Source organism: Stenotrophomonas maltophilia, assembly GCF_006974125.1.
GTDB lineage: Bacteria > Pseudomonadota > Gammaproteobacteria > Xanthomonadales > Xanthomonadaceae > Stenotrophomonas > Stenotrophomonas maltophilia_O.
Genome location: NZ_CP037858.1, coordinates 1,662,156 through 1,678,183 on the forward strand (window position 1 = coordinate 1,662,156; position 16,028 = coordinate 1,678,183).

Sequence of the window (16,028 nt, forward strand, 5' to 3'; positions counted from 1 at the left end):
GCTTACTCCTTGGCCTTGGCGGCAGCCGCCGGCGCGGCCGGCTTCAGCACCGGGCGGTTCTGCCGGTCCACCGCGATCACCGGCTGGCCGGCGCGCAGCAGATGGCCACCGGCGGCAACCACCCAGTCACCGGCACCGACACCGGACAGCACCGGCACCGATTCGCTGCCATAGGCACCGGTGGTGACCGACGCAGCCTTCAGCGTACTGTTGGCCGGATCGACCACCCACACGCTGGCGGCACCGTTGGCACCACGCTGCAGCGCGCCCAGCGGCAGCTGCAGGGTGCCGTGGCGGCCGGCACTGCTGTAGACGCGTGCGCTCTGGCCCAGTTCGACATCGGCCAGCGCATCGGCGGCCAGGCTGACCCGGGTGGCATAGGTGCGTGCCTGCAGATCGGCGGCGGCAGCGATCTCGCGGATCGTGCCCGGCAGGCGCTGGCCAGGGCGGTTCCACAGTTCCACCTCGACCGGCTGGCCGACCGCGTAGTCGCGGATGGTGGCTTCAGGCAGGTCGATCAGCACTTCGCGGCCACCGTCGGCGGCCAGGTTGAAGATGGTCTGTCCGGCGGACACCACCTGCCCGGCCTCGGCCTCGCGGCTGGCGATCACGCCGTCAGCCGGTGCGCGCAGCTGCGCGTAGTCAGCCTGGTTACGCAGCACATCGAGGTTGGCGCGGGCGGCGTTGGCCTGGCCCTGCGCCGCCTTGAAGGCGGCGGACTGCTGGTCCAGCTGCGAACGGCTGACCAGTTGCTGGTCGGCCAGCACCTGGTAGCGCTTGAGGTCGTCGCGCGCACGCACCAGATCGGCTCCCGCCGCGGCCAGCTGCGCCTGCGAAGCGCGGGCCTGCAGTGCGAAGTCGGCTGCATCCAGCTCGGCCAGCACGTCGCCCTTCTTCACCCGCTGACCGGCATCGACATGGCGCTTGACCAGGTTGCCACCAACGCGGAACGACAGCGGGCTTTCCTGCCGGGCACGCACCGTGCCCGGGAACGCCGCCGGGGCCTGCCCGGCCTGTTCGCCAGGGTGAACCACCAATACCGGTACGGCCGCCTGTGGCGCCTGTTCCTGTCCCGAACAGGCTGCCAGCGCAGCCACCCACACCATACCGCCCATCCAGCGCACGATCTTCATCGGTCAACGTCCTGAAAACGCAGGGTTGCAACTAAGGGGGGAGCCGCGACTACCGGCCCAATTTAATAAACCGGCCGGTATAGTATAAATATCGAACCGCTTGGTCTAGTATTGTCGCGATGAGTTCTCCCACTTCCCGCAAGCCGTCGGCCAAGCCCGCTGCCAAGGCCGCCGGACCCGGGCGCCCCAAGGATCTGGGCAAGCGCGCGGCGATCCTTGAAGCAGCCAAGGTACTGTTCATCGAACAGGGCTATACCGGCGTGAGCATGGACACCATCGCTGCTCAGGCGGGCGTCTCGAAGCTGACTGTGTACAGCCACTTCGGCGACAAGGAGACCCTGTTCTCCGAGGCCGTGCAGTCCAAGTGCATTGAAATGCTGCCCGACGCGCTGTTCGTGGCCGACGCGGACGGCCCGCTGCGCGACCAGCTGATCGGCATCGGCCTGGCCTTCTTCGAGCTGATCACCTCCGACGCGGCGATCTCGATCCAGCGCATGATGATGGCGCCGGAGACCGACGAACGCCTGCGCGAGCTGTTCTGGCAGGCCGGCCCGGAACGTACCTGCGAGGCCCTGGCCGATTTCCTGCGCGCGCGCGGCGAACGCGGCGAGCTGCACATCCCCGACTATTACCTGGCCGGCCAGCAGTTCCTGACCCTGGTGAAGGGCGAGGTGCACATGCATATGATGTGCGGCATGCCACTGTCACCGGTGGAGTGCGACCCTCTTGCCCATGTGACCGCCAGCATCGACTTCTTCCTGCGCGCCTATGCGCCGCGAGGGGCCGGGACGGCTGAATAACCAAAACTGAACGAACCGGAGGTCGCGATGACTTCCGGCACTGCGACCCCGGCCACCCGGCAGCTGATGCTCTGGGCGCGCCGCCGGCCTCCGGCACCGGTAAAATGGCCGGCCCACTGCGCTGGATTTGAACCTCATGACGATTGATTACGCCCACGCCCGCGAACTGATGGTGGAACAGCAGATCCGTCCCTGGGACGTGCTGGACATCAAGGTGCTCGACGTCCTGGCCCGCCTGCCGCGCGAGGCCTTTGTCGCCGATGCACACCGGGCACTGGCCTACGCCGACGTCGAACTGCCGATCGGCCATGGCCAGAAGATGATGAAGCCGGTCATCGAGGGCCGTACCCTGCAGGCACTGGATCTGCAGCCGGGTGACGAAGTGCTGGAAATCGGCACCGGCAGCGGCTTCCTGGCCGCCTGCATCGGCGCGCTGGCGCGCGACGTGCTGAGCCTGGAGATCGATCCGGAACTGGCCGCCGCCGCGCGTGCCCGCCTGGACGCTTCCGGCCTGGGCACCAACGTCCGCGTGGAAGTGGCTGACGCCCTGTCCTGGCAGACCGAACGCCGCTTTGACGTGATCTGTGTCACTGGTGCGGTCGACGTGGTGCCGTCACAGTTCGCCTCGTGGCTGCGTCCGGGCGGTCGCCTGTTCGTGATCCACGGCCGCTCGCCGGCGATGGAGGCCCTGCTGGTCAAGGCCGACGGCAGCACCGAGTCCCTGTTCGAGACCGATATTGATTACCTGCGCGGTGCCGCCCCGGCACCCCAGTTCCACCTCTGAGTCCAAGGAAGCCGCAATGATCCGCCGATCCCTCGCTGTTGCGCTGGCCACTGCCCTGCTGCCGTTGTCCGCCCATGCCGCCGACCTGCTGCAGGTCTACGAGATGGCGCGCAACGGCGATCCGCAGCTGTCCGCCGCCGAATCGACCCGGCTGGTCGACAAGGAAGGCGCCGTGCAGGCGCGCGCCGCTCTGCTGCCGCAGATCGACGGTACTGCCACGCTGAACCGCTCGCGCAGCGAAGCTGACCATGATGCCAACTCCGGCACGATCACCAGCAAGCGCCGCAACTACACGATCAATGGCAGCCAGACGCTGTTCAACTGGACCCAGATCAACAACCTGCGCTCGCAGCGTGAGCTGAGCAAGGCAGCGGACTTCACCCTCGATTCGGCCAATGACAGCCTGATCGTGCGCACCTCGGCGGCCTACTTCAACGTGCTGGTGGCGATCGAATCGCTGAACGCTGCACAGACCAATGAAGCGGCCGCGAAGAAGCAGTTCGACTTCGCCGACAAGCGCCTGGAAGTGGGCCTGGCGCCGATCACCGACGTGCACGAAGCCCGCGCCCAGTACGACCAGGCGCGCGCCAACACCATCGTTGCGCAGAACACCCTGGCCGACAACTACCAGGCACTGACCGAACTGACCGGCCAGCCGGTGGTCAACCTGCGTGGCCTGCCGGCGGACTTCCGCCCGGAAGTGCCCGCCAACCGCGGCAACATCGATGAGCTGGTACACCAGGCCACGACCGGCAACCCCGCGCTGAAGGCCCAGGAACTGAAGGTCAGTGCCGCCGAAGCCGGTGTGCAGGCCGCCCGTGGCGGCCACTACCCCACCCTGTCGCTGGGCGGCAGCTGGGGCAAGAGCGCCACCTGGGGTGACAGCACCGGTGCCGGCTCGCTGTCGCCGGACGCGCGCACCAACAGCATCGGCCTGACCCTGAGCGTGCCGATCTTCGCTGGCGGTGCCACCCAGTCCAACGTGCGCCAGGCGCTGGCCCAGCGTGACATCGCCCAGGACGGCTACGAGCAGCAGAAGCGTGCCCTGGACCGCAACACCCGCAATGCCTACCAGACCCTGGTGCAGGGCATCAGCGAAGTGGAAGCCCGCCGCCTGGCGGTGGTCTCGGCGCAGAGTGCGTACGACGCGTCGCAGGTCGGCCTGGAAGTCGGTACCCGTACCGTGCTGGACGTGATCCAGAACCAGCGCATCCTGTTCTCGGCGCAGCTGGACTACGCCCAGGCCCGCTACACCTTCCTGCAGAACCGCCTGCTGTTGAGCCAGTCGCTGGGTGCGCTGGACGTGGCCGAGCTGCAGGACGTGAACCGCCTGCTGACCCAGGACGCGGGCAACCCGGCAACGACCACGCACTGAGTCGTCAGCCTGCCGGTCACGAAGAAGCCACCCGCAGGGGTGGCTTTTTTATTGGTCGCGCATACGGAAGCATGCATCCACCGACCGTCAGCCGGGCCAGACCCGCATCCGTTCGACGGCGGCCAGCAGACACAGGGCGATGGCGACGGGTGCCAGCACTGGCAGGGCGCGTGATCGTGGTGCCCCTCCGTGCAGCACGGCCAGGCACACGGCGCCCATCATCAACAGGCTTGCCGGGCCAGGCAAAACCGGCAGGCTGCCCATTGGCGCCCACAACGCCAGCAGTGCCGCCGACAGGACGACGACGACCGGCACCAGCCTCTCCCGGAAGCCCTGGGATTCGTCACCTGCCGTCGGCCACAGCTGTATCGCCAGCCGCGCAGCCAACATCAGCAACACCAGAACGAGCGCCGCCAACCCGGCCACTCCCGCAAGCGGCAGCAAGGGCATCATCCAGTCCAGCTGAGGGTGATGCTGCAGCGCCACCGACAGAGGGCGCGTGCTGGCCAAGGCCGGAAATTCAACCAGGCCAGCCTGCAACGCGGCCAGTACGATCAGCAGCACCATGGCCAGCAGCACGCACGCCAGCAGCAGCGGCGGCCGTGCCCTGGCCTGCCTGCGGATGCCAGGAAATCCCAGCGCCAGGCCAACGGTGGCGAACACACCGAACAGCGGCACGCTCGCCGCCAGTACACCGCCGATCCCGAAGCGATAGGGTGCCGTTGCCGGCGGCAGCCATGGAATCCAGTACGCGTAATGCACATGGCGGGCTGCAAGCACCAGCAACAGCAGGCCGATGCCGATCTTCACCGTCAGCAGCACGCAGGCAACCAGCACCACACGGTGTGGCCGCAGCAATCCGACCACGGCAAGCAGCAGCAGGCTGGCAGCAGCCATCAGTTGATCCGGCATCCCGTTGCCGGTCTCGATTCCACAACCGGCCAGCAGCGCATGCAGATGGCTGGCGATGGACTGCGCCACGCCCGCGGCAGTCACCGCCAGTTCCAGCAGCAGCGCGCTACCGAGCAGAACGGCCGGCACGCCTCCCCAACGGTCCCGCAACACGCCATGCAGGCCATCGGCGGTGGGCCATTGCTGGTTCAGGGCGTGCAGGCAGTACAGCAGCGGCCCCGTGCCCAGCGCGGCCAGCAGCAGGCTCAGGACGATGGCCGGGCCTGCCTGGGCTGCCGTGTGCTGGCCAACCAGCGCGACCACACTGCCTCCCAGCAGCAGGGTCAGTGCCACCACCACAAGGCGATCGCCGTACCCGGGCTCATCGATGTCGTCGGGGCTGCTGTCGCTGTCCATCGCAAGTTCCCTTGATATCCGCCCAAGCGCGGTCGACAGCAGACTGACACTCTGTTCCGGGAGGCGGTATCGGAATACGCGCCCTGCGCACCACGATGTGACGGCAGGCACGTTGGCAAGGAAGCTCCGGTCCCGCTACGACAGGTTCCTGGTCGCTAAGCAGAATTGACGCGGTCTTTCACGACAGTCGCGTCGCGCGCGCCGGCCCCTCGAACTCAGCGGCAGGGCGGCGGCAGGTGCGGTCCGACCAGCGCCAGCGTACGCTGCAGGGCACCGCGTCCATTGCTGATCAGCGTGCAGCCTGCCCGCGCCATGTCCTCGCGTGCCTGCGGGTCTTCGAGCAGGTGCTGCAGCAGTTCACCGACCGCCTGCACGTCTTCGCCGATCAACAGCGCGCCGGCCTCGCGCATGCGCCGGGAAATTTCCGAGAAGTTGTGCAGGTGCGGCCCTGTCACCGCAGCGGTGCCCATCGCCGCCGGCTCCAGCAGGTTGTGGCCACCGATCGGCTGCAGGCTGCCACCGACAAACGCCACCTGCGCGCAGGCATAGAACGGCATCAGCTCGCCCAGGGTATCGATGACGAACACATCGGTTTCAACCTCCGGCCACTGCTTCGCGCGCCGGGTTGCCACGTTCCAGCCCTGCTCCCGCGCCAGCGCCTCCACCTTCGGGAAGCGCTCGGGATGCCGCGGCGCCCACAGCAGCAACAGGTCGGGGTGCTGCTGGCGCAGGCGACGGTGCAGATCGATCACCGCCTGTTCTTCACCATCATGGGTACTGGCGGCGATCCACACCGGCCGCCGGGCCGGCACGCGTGCATGGAACTGCTCGACGAAGCCCTGCACGTCCGGCGTAGTGATGTCGAACTTCAGGTTGCCCAGCGCCTGCACCTGCTCCGGCGCGGCGCCCAGCTGCACGAAACGCTCGGCATCGTCCTGCGACTGCGCGGCCACGCAGGTGACCGTGCGCAGCGCGCGGCGGATCAACGCCGCCAGCAGCCGGTAGCCCCGCAGCGAACGTGCCGAAAGGCGCGCGTTGAGGATGTAGACCGGAATGCCACGGTCACGGCAGCCGAACAGCATGTTCGGCCACAGTTCGGTTTCCAGGATCAGCGCCAGGCTGGGCTGGAAGTGGCCGAGGAAGCGGTTGACGCTGCCGGGCACGTCATACGGCAGGTAGACGTGGTCCAGTGCATCGCCCCACAGCGCACGCACGCGTTCGGAGCCGGTCGGGGTGATGGTGGTGATGACCCAGCGGATGTCCGGGCGCTCCTTGCGCAGCGCGTTCACCAGCGGCGCAGCGGCATTGACTTCGCCCACCGAGACCGCGTGCAGCCAGACCCGCGGTTGGCCGGTGGGCTGCGGATAGGAGGCATAGCGCTCGTCCCAGCGCCGGAAGTATTCACGTACCCGGAAGCCGCGCCAGACCAGGTGGTACACGGTGATCGGCAGCAGGATGTAGAGCACGACCGAGTACAGGCCGCGCAGGATCCATTCGACAGGGTCTTTACGCATTCGGCAAGGATACGGGAGCCCCCCGGGAAAGACACGCGGCCGCCTTGGTAGAATGACCCAATGTCCGATGCCACCACCGCCGTCCGCCCGTCGCTGCGCGATCCCCGCAACTGGCCGATGTTCGCCGCCATGCTGGGCGCCTTCGCCATCGCCCGCCTGCCGTGGATGCTGCAGCGTGCGCTGGGCCGGGGCGTCGGCTGGATCACCTGGCGCCTGCTGGGCAGCCGTCGCCGCGCCGCCGAGGTCAACCTGCAGCTGTGCTTCCCCGAGAAGGACGAGGCCTGGCGCCAGCGCCTGGTGCGCGACAGTTTCGATGCCCTGGGCGTGGGTGTGTTCGAGTGCATCCGCGCCTGGTGGGGAAGCATCGACAGCATCCGCCCGCAGGTGCAGATCGAAGGACTGGAACATCTGCGGCAGATGCAGGCGGAAGGTCGTGGCGTGCTGCTGGTGTCCGGCCACTTCATGACCCTGGAAATGTGTGGGCGCCTGCTGTGCGACTACGTTGATCTCTCAGGCATGTACCGCAAGCACAAGAACCCGGTGTACGAGTGGGCGGTGAAGTTCGGCCGCCTGCGCTATGCCAAGGCCATGTTCGCCAATGAGGACATCCGCGCTACCGTGCGCCACCTGAAAAAGGGGGGCTTCCTCTGGTATGCACCCGACCAGGACATGCGCGGCAAGGACACCGTGTTCGTACCGTTCTTCGGCCATACCGCCTCGACCATCACCGCTACCCACCAGCTGGCGCGGATGACCGGCTGCGCAGTGATCCCGTATTTCCATCGCCGCGAAGGCGGGACGTACTTCCTGAAGATCGGCGCGCCGCTGGAGAATTTCCCCAGCGAGGACGTGGAAGCCGATACCACGCGGGTCAACCAGGCCATCGAAGAGATGGTGCGCGAAGCGCCCGACCAGTACCTGTGGATCCATCGCCGATTCAAGCGGCAGCCGGGTGGCCGGAGCGATTTTTACAAGTAACGGTGGGCGGGATGGCTTCATCCACGCTTGGCGTGGATTTACTGCCCTGTGCGGCTTCATCCGCGTATGACGTGGATTTGATGGCGCGGGACATTCTGAAGTAGATCCACGCCATGCGTGGATGCTCTTCGATCCCGTGCCGGGATTCACAACGGCCAGCGGCACCAGGCGTACGGGTACTCCCCCACCACGCACGCCAAGCCCGCACGGACCGGATTGGCCAGGATGTACATCGCCTTCTCGTGAAGTGATTCGTCGGTCCGCACTGCATGGTCGTGATAGCCGTGCTGCCACAGCGCGCCCTGCCGCTCCAGCCGCCGGTTCAGCAGCCTGCTGCTGCGTGACTTCAGAAGGGACATGCACTCGGCCAAGGTTCCACTGCGCAGTTCCATCAGCCAGTGTAGATGGTCGGGCATCACCACCCAGGCGAGACTGTGGCTGAAGCCCCTGCGCTCTACGAAGCGCAGCGCATCAACCAGAATCGCTACGTTGGAAGCATCGGCAAAGAAGGGTTCACGATCGAGGGTTACCGTAGTCAATGAATAGACGTTACCGGTGCAGGAGTAACGACCGTAGCGGAGTCTTGGGCTGGCCATGGCCTCAGCCTGCGATACACACGGAGGCACGACTAGTGGAGGTTGGCGCGTGTTTGCGTCGGTAAAGCCCCATCCACGCATGGCGTGGATCTACTACGGCGACATTCGTTCGGTGACCGCCCCATGCACGCCATGGCGTGGATCCACCATGGGGACGTTTGTTCGGTACGTGCAGTAGAGCCACGCCATGCGTGGATGGACGATCACGCCACGGACGGCGTGTCGTCCGCGTCGCGGGCCAGCAGGCTGCCGGCGAACAGCGCGGCCAGCAATACGGTCAGGCCACCCCAGAAGGCCGAATAGAACGCCAGATGGGTGTTCAGCGGGAACACGGTCACCGCCAGCGCCAGCATCGCCGGACGCGCGCGTTCGCGGGCAATCGCCGGCGCGTAGCGCCATGCACGCCAGGCCTGGGCCACGGCCGCCAGCCACAGCAACAGGCCCATCACTCCGGTCTCTGCGAGGATTTCCAGCACGATCTGGTGGGCATGCAACGCCGGGGCATTGCCCCACACCGCCGGCCCATCCTCCGCCACGCAAGCGGGATAAGCGTCGCGGAAACCACGCGCACCCACGCCATTGATCGGGTGCTCTTCAATCATGCAGGCGGCAGCTTCCCAGATCCGCGCGCGCCCTGACAGGGCCTCGTCGACACCACGCTCGCCCCCATCCAGGGCCATGGCCGTACGCGCGAAGCGCTCGCGCAGCTGCGGCACGCTGGCGGTCAGCGCGCCGGCGCCGAGCACCGCCACCAGCGCCAGCGCGGCCAGCCGTTTCCAGCCGAACTGGCGCACACCGCTGTAGGCCAGCACCAGCGCGAAGGTGATCCACGAGGCGCGCGAACCGGCCAGCAGCAACACGCTGCCCAGCGCTGCGGCAGCCAGCAGCCAGCCCACATTGCCAAAGCGCCGCGCGACAGGCAGCAGCAGGAACGGCGACAGGCTGGCCAGCACCTGGCCGAACTTCAGGTTGCACGGTCCCAGTGCGCCGCTGAGGCGGTCGGCCAGTGCGGCCTCATCGGCCGGGCACAGGGCGTGGCCACTGACCGCCAGCTTCAGGTGTTCCAGTGACCAGAACCATGGGCTGGTGCCGGCCACGGCCTGCACCAGCGCATCCAGGGTCCATGCGCCGGTGATCAGCGCCAGCCCTGCGAAGGTCAGCCGCCGCCGCTCCGGCGTGGCCACCGCGATCGCCACCAGCCACATGAAGGGCAGATAGCGCAGGCCCGCAGCAGCTTTGGTCCACGAGGCCGCCGGATCGATCGCATCGAATGCGGAAAATGCCTGCGGCAGCCAGTAGCCGAGGAACAGGATCGACGTCAGTGCCCAGGCCGCCGTGCTCAACAGATGCGGGCGGCGTTGCAGGCGGCGCATCACCATGCGCGCCGCGGCGTACAGCGCGCCCAGGCCCAACACGGTTTCGGCGATGCCCGGCAACGGCCACATCGCCACGTACGCCAGCACCCACCAGGGCGCCCAGCGTCCGGCGCGGTCGTCACGCGCGATGACGGCAGGGTCAGCCGGCGAGGTCGGCATAGAGGCGGAGGGTATCGCGCTGCATGGCCTGCAGGGTAAACGGGATGCGGGTCGGCAAGGACGGGGGCTGGGCCAGCAGGGCCAGCGCACGTTCACCCAATGCGCGCGCGTCGCCGAGCGGCACGGCACCTGCGGGTTGCAGCTGCCGAAGCAGCTCACCGACGCCACCATGGTCCCAGCCCAGCACCGGGCGGCCCACCGACAGCGCCTCGACCACGGTGCGGCCGAACGCTTCGGGCTTGTCCGACAGCTGCAGCACCAGGTCGCTGGCCGCGTAGGCCTGGGCGATGCGCGCGGTCGGTGTGCTGATGTGCACGGCCCCGGCCACGCCGAGCGCGGCCGCCTGCCGGCGCAGGTCGGCCACGTAGGCTTCACGGCCGGGTTCATCGGTACCCAGCATCCACAACTGTGCCGGCACGCCAGCGGCGCGCACATCCGCCAGCAGCTGCAATGCGTGGGCATGGCCCTTCAGGCGGGTGCCCCGCCCCGGCAACAGCAGCAATGGGCCTTCAACCTGCGCCAGCCACGGGTAATCTGCCGCAAGCGCCAACCGCGGACGGCGATCGGCACGCGCCACGCGCGGGAACTGGGCCACATCGACGCCTCGCGGAATCACCTGCAGCGCCTGTTCGGGCACGGTCGGGTAGTGCCGCTGCACGTAATCGCGCACGGTGTTGGACACGCAGATCACGCGTTCGCCGCTGGTCATCACTGCGCTGTAGCGGCTGGGCGAATTCAGCCCGTGCACGGTGGTCACCCAGTGCGGGCGCTGCGTGGCAGGCAGGGCGCGGATCGCGTACAGGCCCAGCCATGCCGGCAGGCGCGAGCGGGCATGCACGATGTCCGCGCCAACCTCGGCGAACAAGCGGCGCAGGGTCGGCAGATGGCGCAGGGTCAGCAGCGACTTGCGGCCGATGTCCAGGGTGAGGTGCTCGGCACCGCTATCGAGCAGCGGCTGCACCAGGCGGCCACCGGCGGAAACCACCAGCGCGCGATGGCCGGCGGCCACCAGGGCCGCAGCGATTTCCAGGGTCGAGCGCTCGACACCACCGGAGTGCAGCGCCGGCAGCAACTGCACCACGGTCAATCGGCGCATCGAGGGGGCGACCGCTTAGTCGGCCAGCACGAACACGGAACCGCAGTACGGGCACTGCGCTTCGCCGTTGGGCTCGTCTTCGATCGGCAGGTACACGCGCGGATGCGAGTTCCACAGCGCCATTTCCGGGGTCGGGCAGCTCAGCGGAAGATCGCTGCGGTGCACGGTGTAGCGCTTCTCGGCGTTGGCGGGCGCGGTGGCGGTATGGCTCATGGCGGATGTCGATGAACGGGTTGCGAGGCCTGTGATTCTAGCATCCGGGCTGCCCTGACATGGCGCCGCAACAGGTCTTTGGGCGCCGCGGGCCGATTCCGCGTGGTGTTGCACGGCACCCGGGGCGGTCTGCCTGCGTGGAAGCCCCGGTCGCCCGTGCGGGTTTGTACCGGAATCCTGCCGACCGCGATATTTGCCGCATTTGGATCGAACTAAATGGCACTTGTCAGGTTGCCACGGCTGTTGCAGGATCGGGCCAGGTCGTGAATCGGCCTGCCCCAATCCGACCCGATCGCATGGCCCGCCCCCACCGGACCAGCATCGCCTCTTCCACTGCCATCGCGGCGGGCGGAGCGATGCTGCCCGTGGTGTCCGCCGATGCGGGTTCTGCCCGCCGCCTGCCCTTCCGGGAGACTCCTGCATGACCCTGTCCGATCCACGCCGCGCCCTGCTTCCACTCGCCCTGGCCCTGGCCTGTGCGACTACTGCGATGCCGGTGCTGGCACAGGGACTGCAGACCTCGTTCGAGCCCGGCGAACCCGCCCCTTCGCAGGCCGCGGGTGCACTGCAGGTCACGATCGGCAACGGCCCCGCGGCGCCTTACGCCGCCAAGCGCAATGCGGGCTACAGCGGCCTGCATGCACTGCGCTACAGCAGCGAAGGCAGCAGCGCGCGGCGCGAACTGTTCAAGACCGACCTGCCGATCGAGGCCGACACCACCCTGTCGTGGCTGGTGCTGCCGGAAATCGTCGGCAAGGACAGCGTGGCCTCGACCTATGTCTCACTGGATCTGCGGCTGGACGATGGCAACCGCGTTTCGGCCGGTGCGGCACGTGACCAGCACGGCGTGGCCCTTGGCGCGCACGCACAGGGCGAGTCGAAGACGCTGTATCCGCAGCAGTGGGCACGCAAGGCGGTGCGACTGGGCGACGTGCCCGCGCTGAAGGGCCGCCGCGTGGTGGCGATCGAACTGGAGGTGGCCAGTGCCGAAGGTGCGCCGGTGTCCGGCTGGATCGACGACGTGCGCCTGGATGCTCAGCCGCGACCACAGCCGCAGCGCGTCTCCGACTGGGTGCTGACCACCCGTGGCACCCAGGCCAACGGCACCTTCTCGCGCGGCAACAATTTCCCGGCCACGGCGGTGCCGCACGGCTTCAATTTCTGGACCCCGGTGACCGATGCCGGCGCACTGAACTGGCTTTACCGCTGGAACGAACAGAACGACGCACAGAACCGCCCGCAGCTGCAGGCGCTTGCGTTGAGCCACCAGCCCAGCCCGTGGATGGGCGACCGCCAGACCTTCCAGGTGATGCCCTCGGCCAGCCGTGGTGTGCCGGAGGCCGACCGCCGCAAGCGTGCGCTGTCGTTCGACCGCAGCTACGAGAGCGCCCGCCCGTATCGCTACGATGTGCGCTTCGACAACGGCGTCGCGGCATCGATCGCGCCGACCGACCATGCCGCGCTGTTCCGCTTCGATTTCCCCGAGGGCGGCGACGCCAACCTGCTGTTCGACAATGTCGATGCACGCGGTGGCCTGACTCTGGACGCCGCCACGCAGACGCTGTCCGGCTACACCGACACGCGCAGCGGCCTGTCCAACGGCGCCAGCCGCATGTACGTGGTGGCCAGCTTCGACAAGCCTTGGCGCGGCAGTGGGCGCCTCAACACCGGCCGCCCGACCGGTTACATCAAGTTCGATGCAGGCAGCGACCGGCGGGTGACCATGCGCATCGCTACCTCGCTGATCTCGGTGGAGCAGGCACGACACAACCTTGCGCTGGAGATCGCCGCCACCGATACGCTGGAGAGCGTGGCCGGCCGCGCACAGGATGCGTGGGATGCGCGCCTGGCCCGCTTCGACATCGGCGATGCCAGCGACGATCAGAAGACCACGTTGTACTCCAGCCTGTACAGGCTGTACCTGTACCCCAACTCCGGCCACGAGAACGTGGGCAGCGCGGCCATACCCGACTGGCGTTACGCCAACCAGGCCAGCGCCAGCGATGACAACACCGATGGCAGCGCGACCCGCACCTTTGCCGCCGTGCGCGACGGCAAAGTGTTCGTCAACAATGGCTTCTGGGACACCTTCCGCACCACCTGGCCGGCCTATGCGCTGTTCACGCCCGACGATGCCGGGCAGATGGTGCAGGGCTTCATCGAGCAGTACCGCGCTGGCGGCTGGATCGCGCGCTGGTCGTCGCCGGGTTACGCTGACCTGATGGTCGGTACCAGCTCGGACGTGGCATTTGCAGATGCATGGCTGAAAGGCATCGGCGGCTTCGATCCGGCAGAGGCCTACGCGGCCGCGCTGAAGAACGCGACCGTGGTCCCGCCCGACCGTCATGTCGGCCGCAAGGGCATGGACCGTTCGACCTTCCGTGGCTACGCCAGCGCCGACGTGCATGAGGGCATGTCATGGACGATGGAAGGTGCGCTCAATGATTTCGGCATCGCCAACATGGCCGATGCGCTGGCCAAGCGCGCGACCACACCGGCCGCACGCGAGCGCTACAGCACCGAGGCCGACTACTTCCGCCATCGCGCCGCCAGTTACGCGACGATGTTCGATCCGGTCGCCGGCTTCTTCCAGGGCCGTCGTGCCGATGGTCGCTGGCGCGTGGACGCCAAGGCCTACGACCCGCGTGTGTGGGGCCACGACTACACCGAATCCAATGGCTGGACTTTCGCCTTCACCGCCGCCCACGATGGCGAGGGCCTGGCGGCGCTGTACGGTGGCCGCGAAAAGCTGGCGGCGAAGCTGGATACCTTCTTCGCCACACCGGAAACCGCGGACCCGGCACTGGCCGGTTCCTACGGCGGCACCATCCATGAAATGACCGAAGCACGCGATGTGCGCATGGGCATGTACGCGCACAGCAACCAGCCGGCGCACCACATCCCGTGGATGTACCTGTACGCCGGGCAGCCATGGAAGACCCAGCAGCACGTACGCGAGATCCTGTCGCGGCTGTATGTGGGCAGTGAGATCGGCCAGGGCTACCCGGGCGACGAGGACAACGGCGAGACCTCGGCCTGGTACGTACTGGCCTCGCTGGGCCTGTACCCGCTGCGCATGGGCGCCCCGGAGTACGTGATCGGCTCGCCGGCATTCGAGCATGCACGGGTGGAGCTGCAGGGTGGCGCGGTGCTGACCGTGAATGCGGCCAACAACTCGCGCGAGAACGTCTACGTGCAGTCGCTGAAGATCAACGGTACCCCGTGGACCAAGACCTGGGTGCCGCACGAGCTGATCGCCAAGGGCGCGACTCTCGACTTCGTGATGGGACCCCGTCCCTCGCGCTGGGGCAGTGGCGTGGATGATGTGCCGCGCTCGTTGACCGCGCGCGGCCAGCGACCGCAGCTGCTGCACGACCTGCTCGGCAGTGGCGCGAAGGCGACGTTGGCCGATGGCCGTGCCCTGCCCGCGCTGCTCGATGACGATGCCGGCACGACAGTGGGCCTGGGAGGCGGCGCAACCATCGCGCTGACCGGCCTGGCCGAGGGCACCCCGACGATGTACACGCTGACCTGCGGGGACGGCCGTATCCAGGGCGGGGAGTGGACGCTGGAGGCGCGCAACGGCAGCGGCAGCTGGGCCGTGCTCGACCAGCGCAGCGGCGAAGACTTCGAATCCGCCCGGCAGACCCGTCCGTTCCGCATCGCCAAACCCGGTCGCTACAGCGAGTACCGCCTGCGCCTGGCGGCACCGGCACGACTGCCGCTGGCGGAGATCGAACTGCTGGCGGCCGGCACCGTACAATGAGCGGCATGCGCTTCCGTCTTCTGCCTCTGGCCCTTGTTGCCCTGTCCTTCTCAAGTTTCGGCCAGACCCAGGCGTTCGATACGCAGCTGACCCGCGACGGCGTGACGCTGAATTACCAGGACGCGCGTGGCGCGCTGGCCGCGCCGCAGCGCAAGCGCGTGATCGATACGTTCTTCTTCGCCTACCTGCGCGAACGCGCGGACTTCCATCCGGCCGCGCCGTCGATGGTGCGCATCGTGATCGATCCGGCCTACACCGGCATCGCCTTCGTCGGCGACAAGGACCAGGCAGCGACGATCACCATCAATCCAGGTTGGCTGGCGCAGCACCCGAACGACATCGACCTGGTCACCCATGAGGCGATGCACATCGTGCAGGGCTATCCCTGCTACGGCGATGCACGGGTGCCGGGCTGGCTGGTGGAAGGCATCGCCGACTACGCGCGCGACCGCTACGGCATGGACAACACCGCCGCCGGCTGGGCATTGCCGGTCAAGGTCGAGAAGGGCCAGAACGTCGACAGCGGCTACCGGGTGACCGGTGCGTTCCTGAAGTGGGCCGAGGCCGAGCATCCCGGCCTGGTGCTGGCGCTGGACAAGGCCCTGCGCGAGGGCCGCTATACGCCAGCGCTGTGGCAGAAGCACACCGGCAAGGCATTGCCGGCACTGTGGACGCAGTATGCCAAGCCGCGTTCGGATGCACCGCCGCCGGCACCAGCGCGCCGCGGCAAGCGGCACTGACGCCCACGCACCACGCATTGGCCGGGCATTGCCCGGCGCTACCGCATCGCCGCCTCAGCGCGACTGCACGAAACCGGCGTACAGCGCGAACAGCTGCTGGAAGTACCGCCGCGTCACTCGATTGCGCATGACACCCTCACCCATGGAAAGTTGGTCGGGCCCAGGGTGGGAAGGCCGGTCCGGTCCCTTC

General features: G+C 67.8%; 13 protein-coding genes. 6 read left to right on the plus strand and 7 right to left on the minus strand.

The genetic code is table 11. From position 1 onward, the window contains the following. Positions 1-2 precede the first annotated feature (2 nt). Positions 3-1,133, minus strand: coding sequence for an efflux RND transporter periplasmic adaptor subunit (locus EZ304_RS07555; protein ID WP_142806703.1), 1,131 nt, complete (start codon positions 1,131-1,133; stop codon positions 3-5). A gap of 119 nt (positions 1,134-1,252) precedes the next feature. Here EZ304_RS07555 and EZ304_RS07560 point away from each other — a divergent pair, with 119 nt between their 5' ends. The 3 genes from EZ304_RS07560 (at position 1,253) to EZ304_RS07570 (ending at position 4,092) form a co-directional block, all read left to right on the plus strand. Then, positions 1,253-1,933 (plus strand): TetR/AcrR family transcriptional regulator, encoded by a 681-nt coding sequence (locus EZ304_RS07560; protein ID WP_142806704.1) that lies wholly within the window; start codon positions 1,253-1,255, stop codon positions 1,931-1,933. A 136-nt stretch (positions 1,934-2,069) separates the two neighbouring features. Further along, the gene (locus tag EZ304_RS07565) at positions 2,070-2,717 is read left to right on the plus strand and encodes a protein-L-isoaspartate O-methyltransferase family protein (protein WP_049398378.1); all 648 of its coding nucleotides are present in this window, start codon (positions 2,070-2,072) and stop codon (positions 2,715-2,717) included. Positions 2,718-2,733: 16 nt separating this feature from the next. Further along, entirely contained in the window at positions 2,734-4,092 is a 1,359-nt protein-coding gene (locus EZ304_RS07570; RefSeq protein WP_142806705.1) for a TolC family outer membrane protein, read from the plus strand. Between the two features lie 87 nt (positions 4,093-4,179). Here the strand turns inward: EZ304_RS07570 and EZ304_RS07575 are convergent, their stop codons facing one another. After that, positions 4,180-5,400 carry an amino acid transporter gene (locus EZ304_RS07575; protein ID WP_142806706.1) on the minus strand — a complete coding sequence of 407 codons (1,221 nt, stop codon included), beginning with the start codon at positions 5,398-5,400 and terminating at the stop codon, positions 4,180-4,182. Between the two features lie 215 nt (positions 5,401-5,615). Further along, positions 5,616-6,914 carry a lipid IV(A) 3-deoxy-D-manno-octulosonic acid transferase gene (gene waaA / locus EZ304_RS07580; RefSeq protein ID WP_099551987.1) on the minus strand — a complete coding sequence of 433 codons (1,299 nt, stop codon included), beginning with the start codon at positions 6,912-6,914 and terminating at the stop codon, positions 5,616-5,618. A gap of 60 nt (positions 6,915-6,974) precedes the next feature. Here waaA and EZ304_RS07585 point away from each other — a divergent pair, with 60 nt between their 5' ends. Beyond that, complete coding sequence (locus EZ304_RS07585) at positions 6,975-7,892, plus strand: LpxL/LpxP family Kdo(2)-lipid IV(A) lauroyl/palmitoleoyl acyltransferase (RefSeq protein WP_099551988.1); 918 nt, start codon at positions 6,975-6,977, stop codon at positions 7,890-7,892. Between the two features lie 146 nt (positions 7,893-8,038). On the opposite strand, the gene EZ304_RS07590 is transcribed toward EZ304_RS07585, so the two are convergent. The 4 genes from EZ304_RS07590 to EZ304_RS07605 all read right to left on the minus strand — a co-directional run bounded on the left by EZ304_RS07590 (position 8,039) and on the right by EZ304_RS07605 (position 11,332). Continuing rightward, positions 8,039-8,488 carry an REP-associated tyrosine transposase gene (locus EZ304_RS07590; protein ID WP_142806707.1) on the minus strand — a complete coding sequence of 150 codons (450 nt, stop codon included), beginning with the start codon at positions 8,486-8,488 and terminating at the stop codon, positions 8,039-8,041. A gap of 203 nt (positions 8,489-8,691) precedes the next feature. Next, complete coding sequence (locus EZ304_RS07595; RefSeq protein WP_142806708.1) at positions 8,692-10,023, minus strand: O-antigen ligase family protein; 1,332 nt, start codon at positions 10,021-10,023, stop codon at positions 8,692-8,694. Next, positions 10,004-11,119, minus strand: coding sequence for a glycosyltransferase (locus tag EZ304_RS07600; protein WP_142806709.1), 1,116 nt, complete (start codon positions 11,117-11,119; stop codon positions 10,004-10,006). The genes EZ304_RS07595 and EZ304_RS07600 overlap by 20 nt, the downstream gene beginning before the upstream one ends. 15 nt (positions 11,120-11,134) lie before the next feature. Continuing rightward, positions 11,135-11,332 (minus strand): zinc-finger domain-containing protein, encoded by a 198-nt coding sequence (locus tag EZ304_RS07605; protein ID WP_005410967.1) that lies wholly within the window; start codon positions 11,330-11,332, stop codon positions 11,135-11,137. A gap of 421 nt (positions 11,333-11,753) precedes the next feature. On the opposite strand from EZ304_RS07605, the gene EZ304_RS07610 reads away from it, so the two are divergent. After that, positions 11,754-15,098: a GH92 family glycosyl hydrolase gene (locus tag EZ304_RS07610; RefSeq protein ID WP_142806710.1), complete on the plus strand. Its 3,345-nt coding sequence runs from the start codon at positions 11,754-11,756 to the stop codon at positions 15,096-15,098. After that, positions 15,095-15,838, plus strand: a complete 744-nt coding sequence (locus EZ304_RS07615) for a basic secretory protein-like protein (protein ID WP_142806711.1) — start codon at positions 15,095-15,097, stop codon at positions 15,836-15,838. Before EZ304_RS07610 ends, EZ304_RS07615 begins: the two co-directional genes overlap by 4 nt. The last annotated feature ends 190 nt before the right edge of the window (positions 15,839-16,028 follow it).

Bases quoted from the DNA above. Each gene is read 5' to 3' on its own strand.
- EZ304_RS07570 (WP_142806705.1), top strand. From the start codon at position 2,734: ATGATCCGCCGATCCCTCGCTGTTGCGCTGGCCACTGCCCTGCTGCCG.
- EZ304_RS07590 (WP_142806707.1), bottom strand. From the start codon at position 8,488: ATGGCCAGCCCAAGACTCCGCTACGGTCGTTACTCCTGCACCGGTAAC.
- waaA (WP_099551987.1), bottom strand. From the start codon at position 6,914: ATGCGTAAAGACCCTGTCGAATGGATCCTGCGCGGCCTGTACTCGGTC.
- EZ304_RS07575 (WP_142806706.1), bottom strand. From the start codon at position 5,400: ATGGACAGCGACAGCAGCCCCGACGACATCGATGAGCCCGGGTACGGC.
- EZ304_RS07615 (WP_142806711.1), top strand. From the start codon at position 15,095: ATGAGCGGCATGCGCTTCCGTCTTCTGCCTCTGGCCCTTGTTGCCCTG.
- EZ304_RS07610 (WP_142806710.1), top strand. From the start codon at position 11,754: ATGACCCTGTCCGATCCACGCCGCGCCCTGCTTCCACTCGCCCTGGCC.
- EZ304_RS07560 (WP_142806704.1), top strand. From the start codon at position 1,253: ATGAGTTCTCCCACTTCCCGCAAGCCGTCGGCCAAGCCCGCTGCCAAG.
- EZ304_RS07605 (WP_005410967.1), bottom strand. From the start codon at position 11,332: ATGAGCCATACCGCCACCGCGCCCGCCAACGCCGAGAAGCGCTACACC.
- EZ304_RS07555 (WP_142806703.1), bottom strand. From the start codon at position 1,133: ATGAAGATCGTGCGCTGGATGGGCGGTATGGTGTGGGTGGCTGCGCTG.
- EZ304_RS07565 (WP_049398378.1), top strand. From the start codon at position 2,070: ATGACGATTGATTACGCCCACGCCCGCGAACTGATGGTGGAACAGCAG.
- EZ304_RS07595 (WP_142806708.1), bottom strand. From the start codon at position 10,023: ATGCCGACCTCGCCGGCTGACCCTGCCGTCATCGCGCGTGACGACCGC.
- EZ304_RS07600 (WP_142806709.1), bottom strand. From the start codon at position 11,119: ATGCGCCGATTGACCGTGGTGCAGTTGCTGCCGGCGCTGCACTCCGGT.
- EZ304_RS07585 (WP_099551988.1), top strand. From the start codon at position 6,975: ATGTCCGATGCCACCACCGCCGTCCGCCCGTCGCTGCGCGATCCCCGC.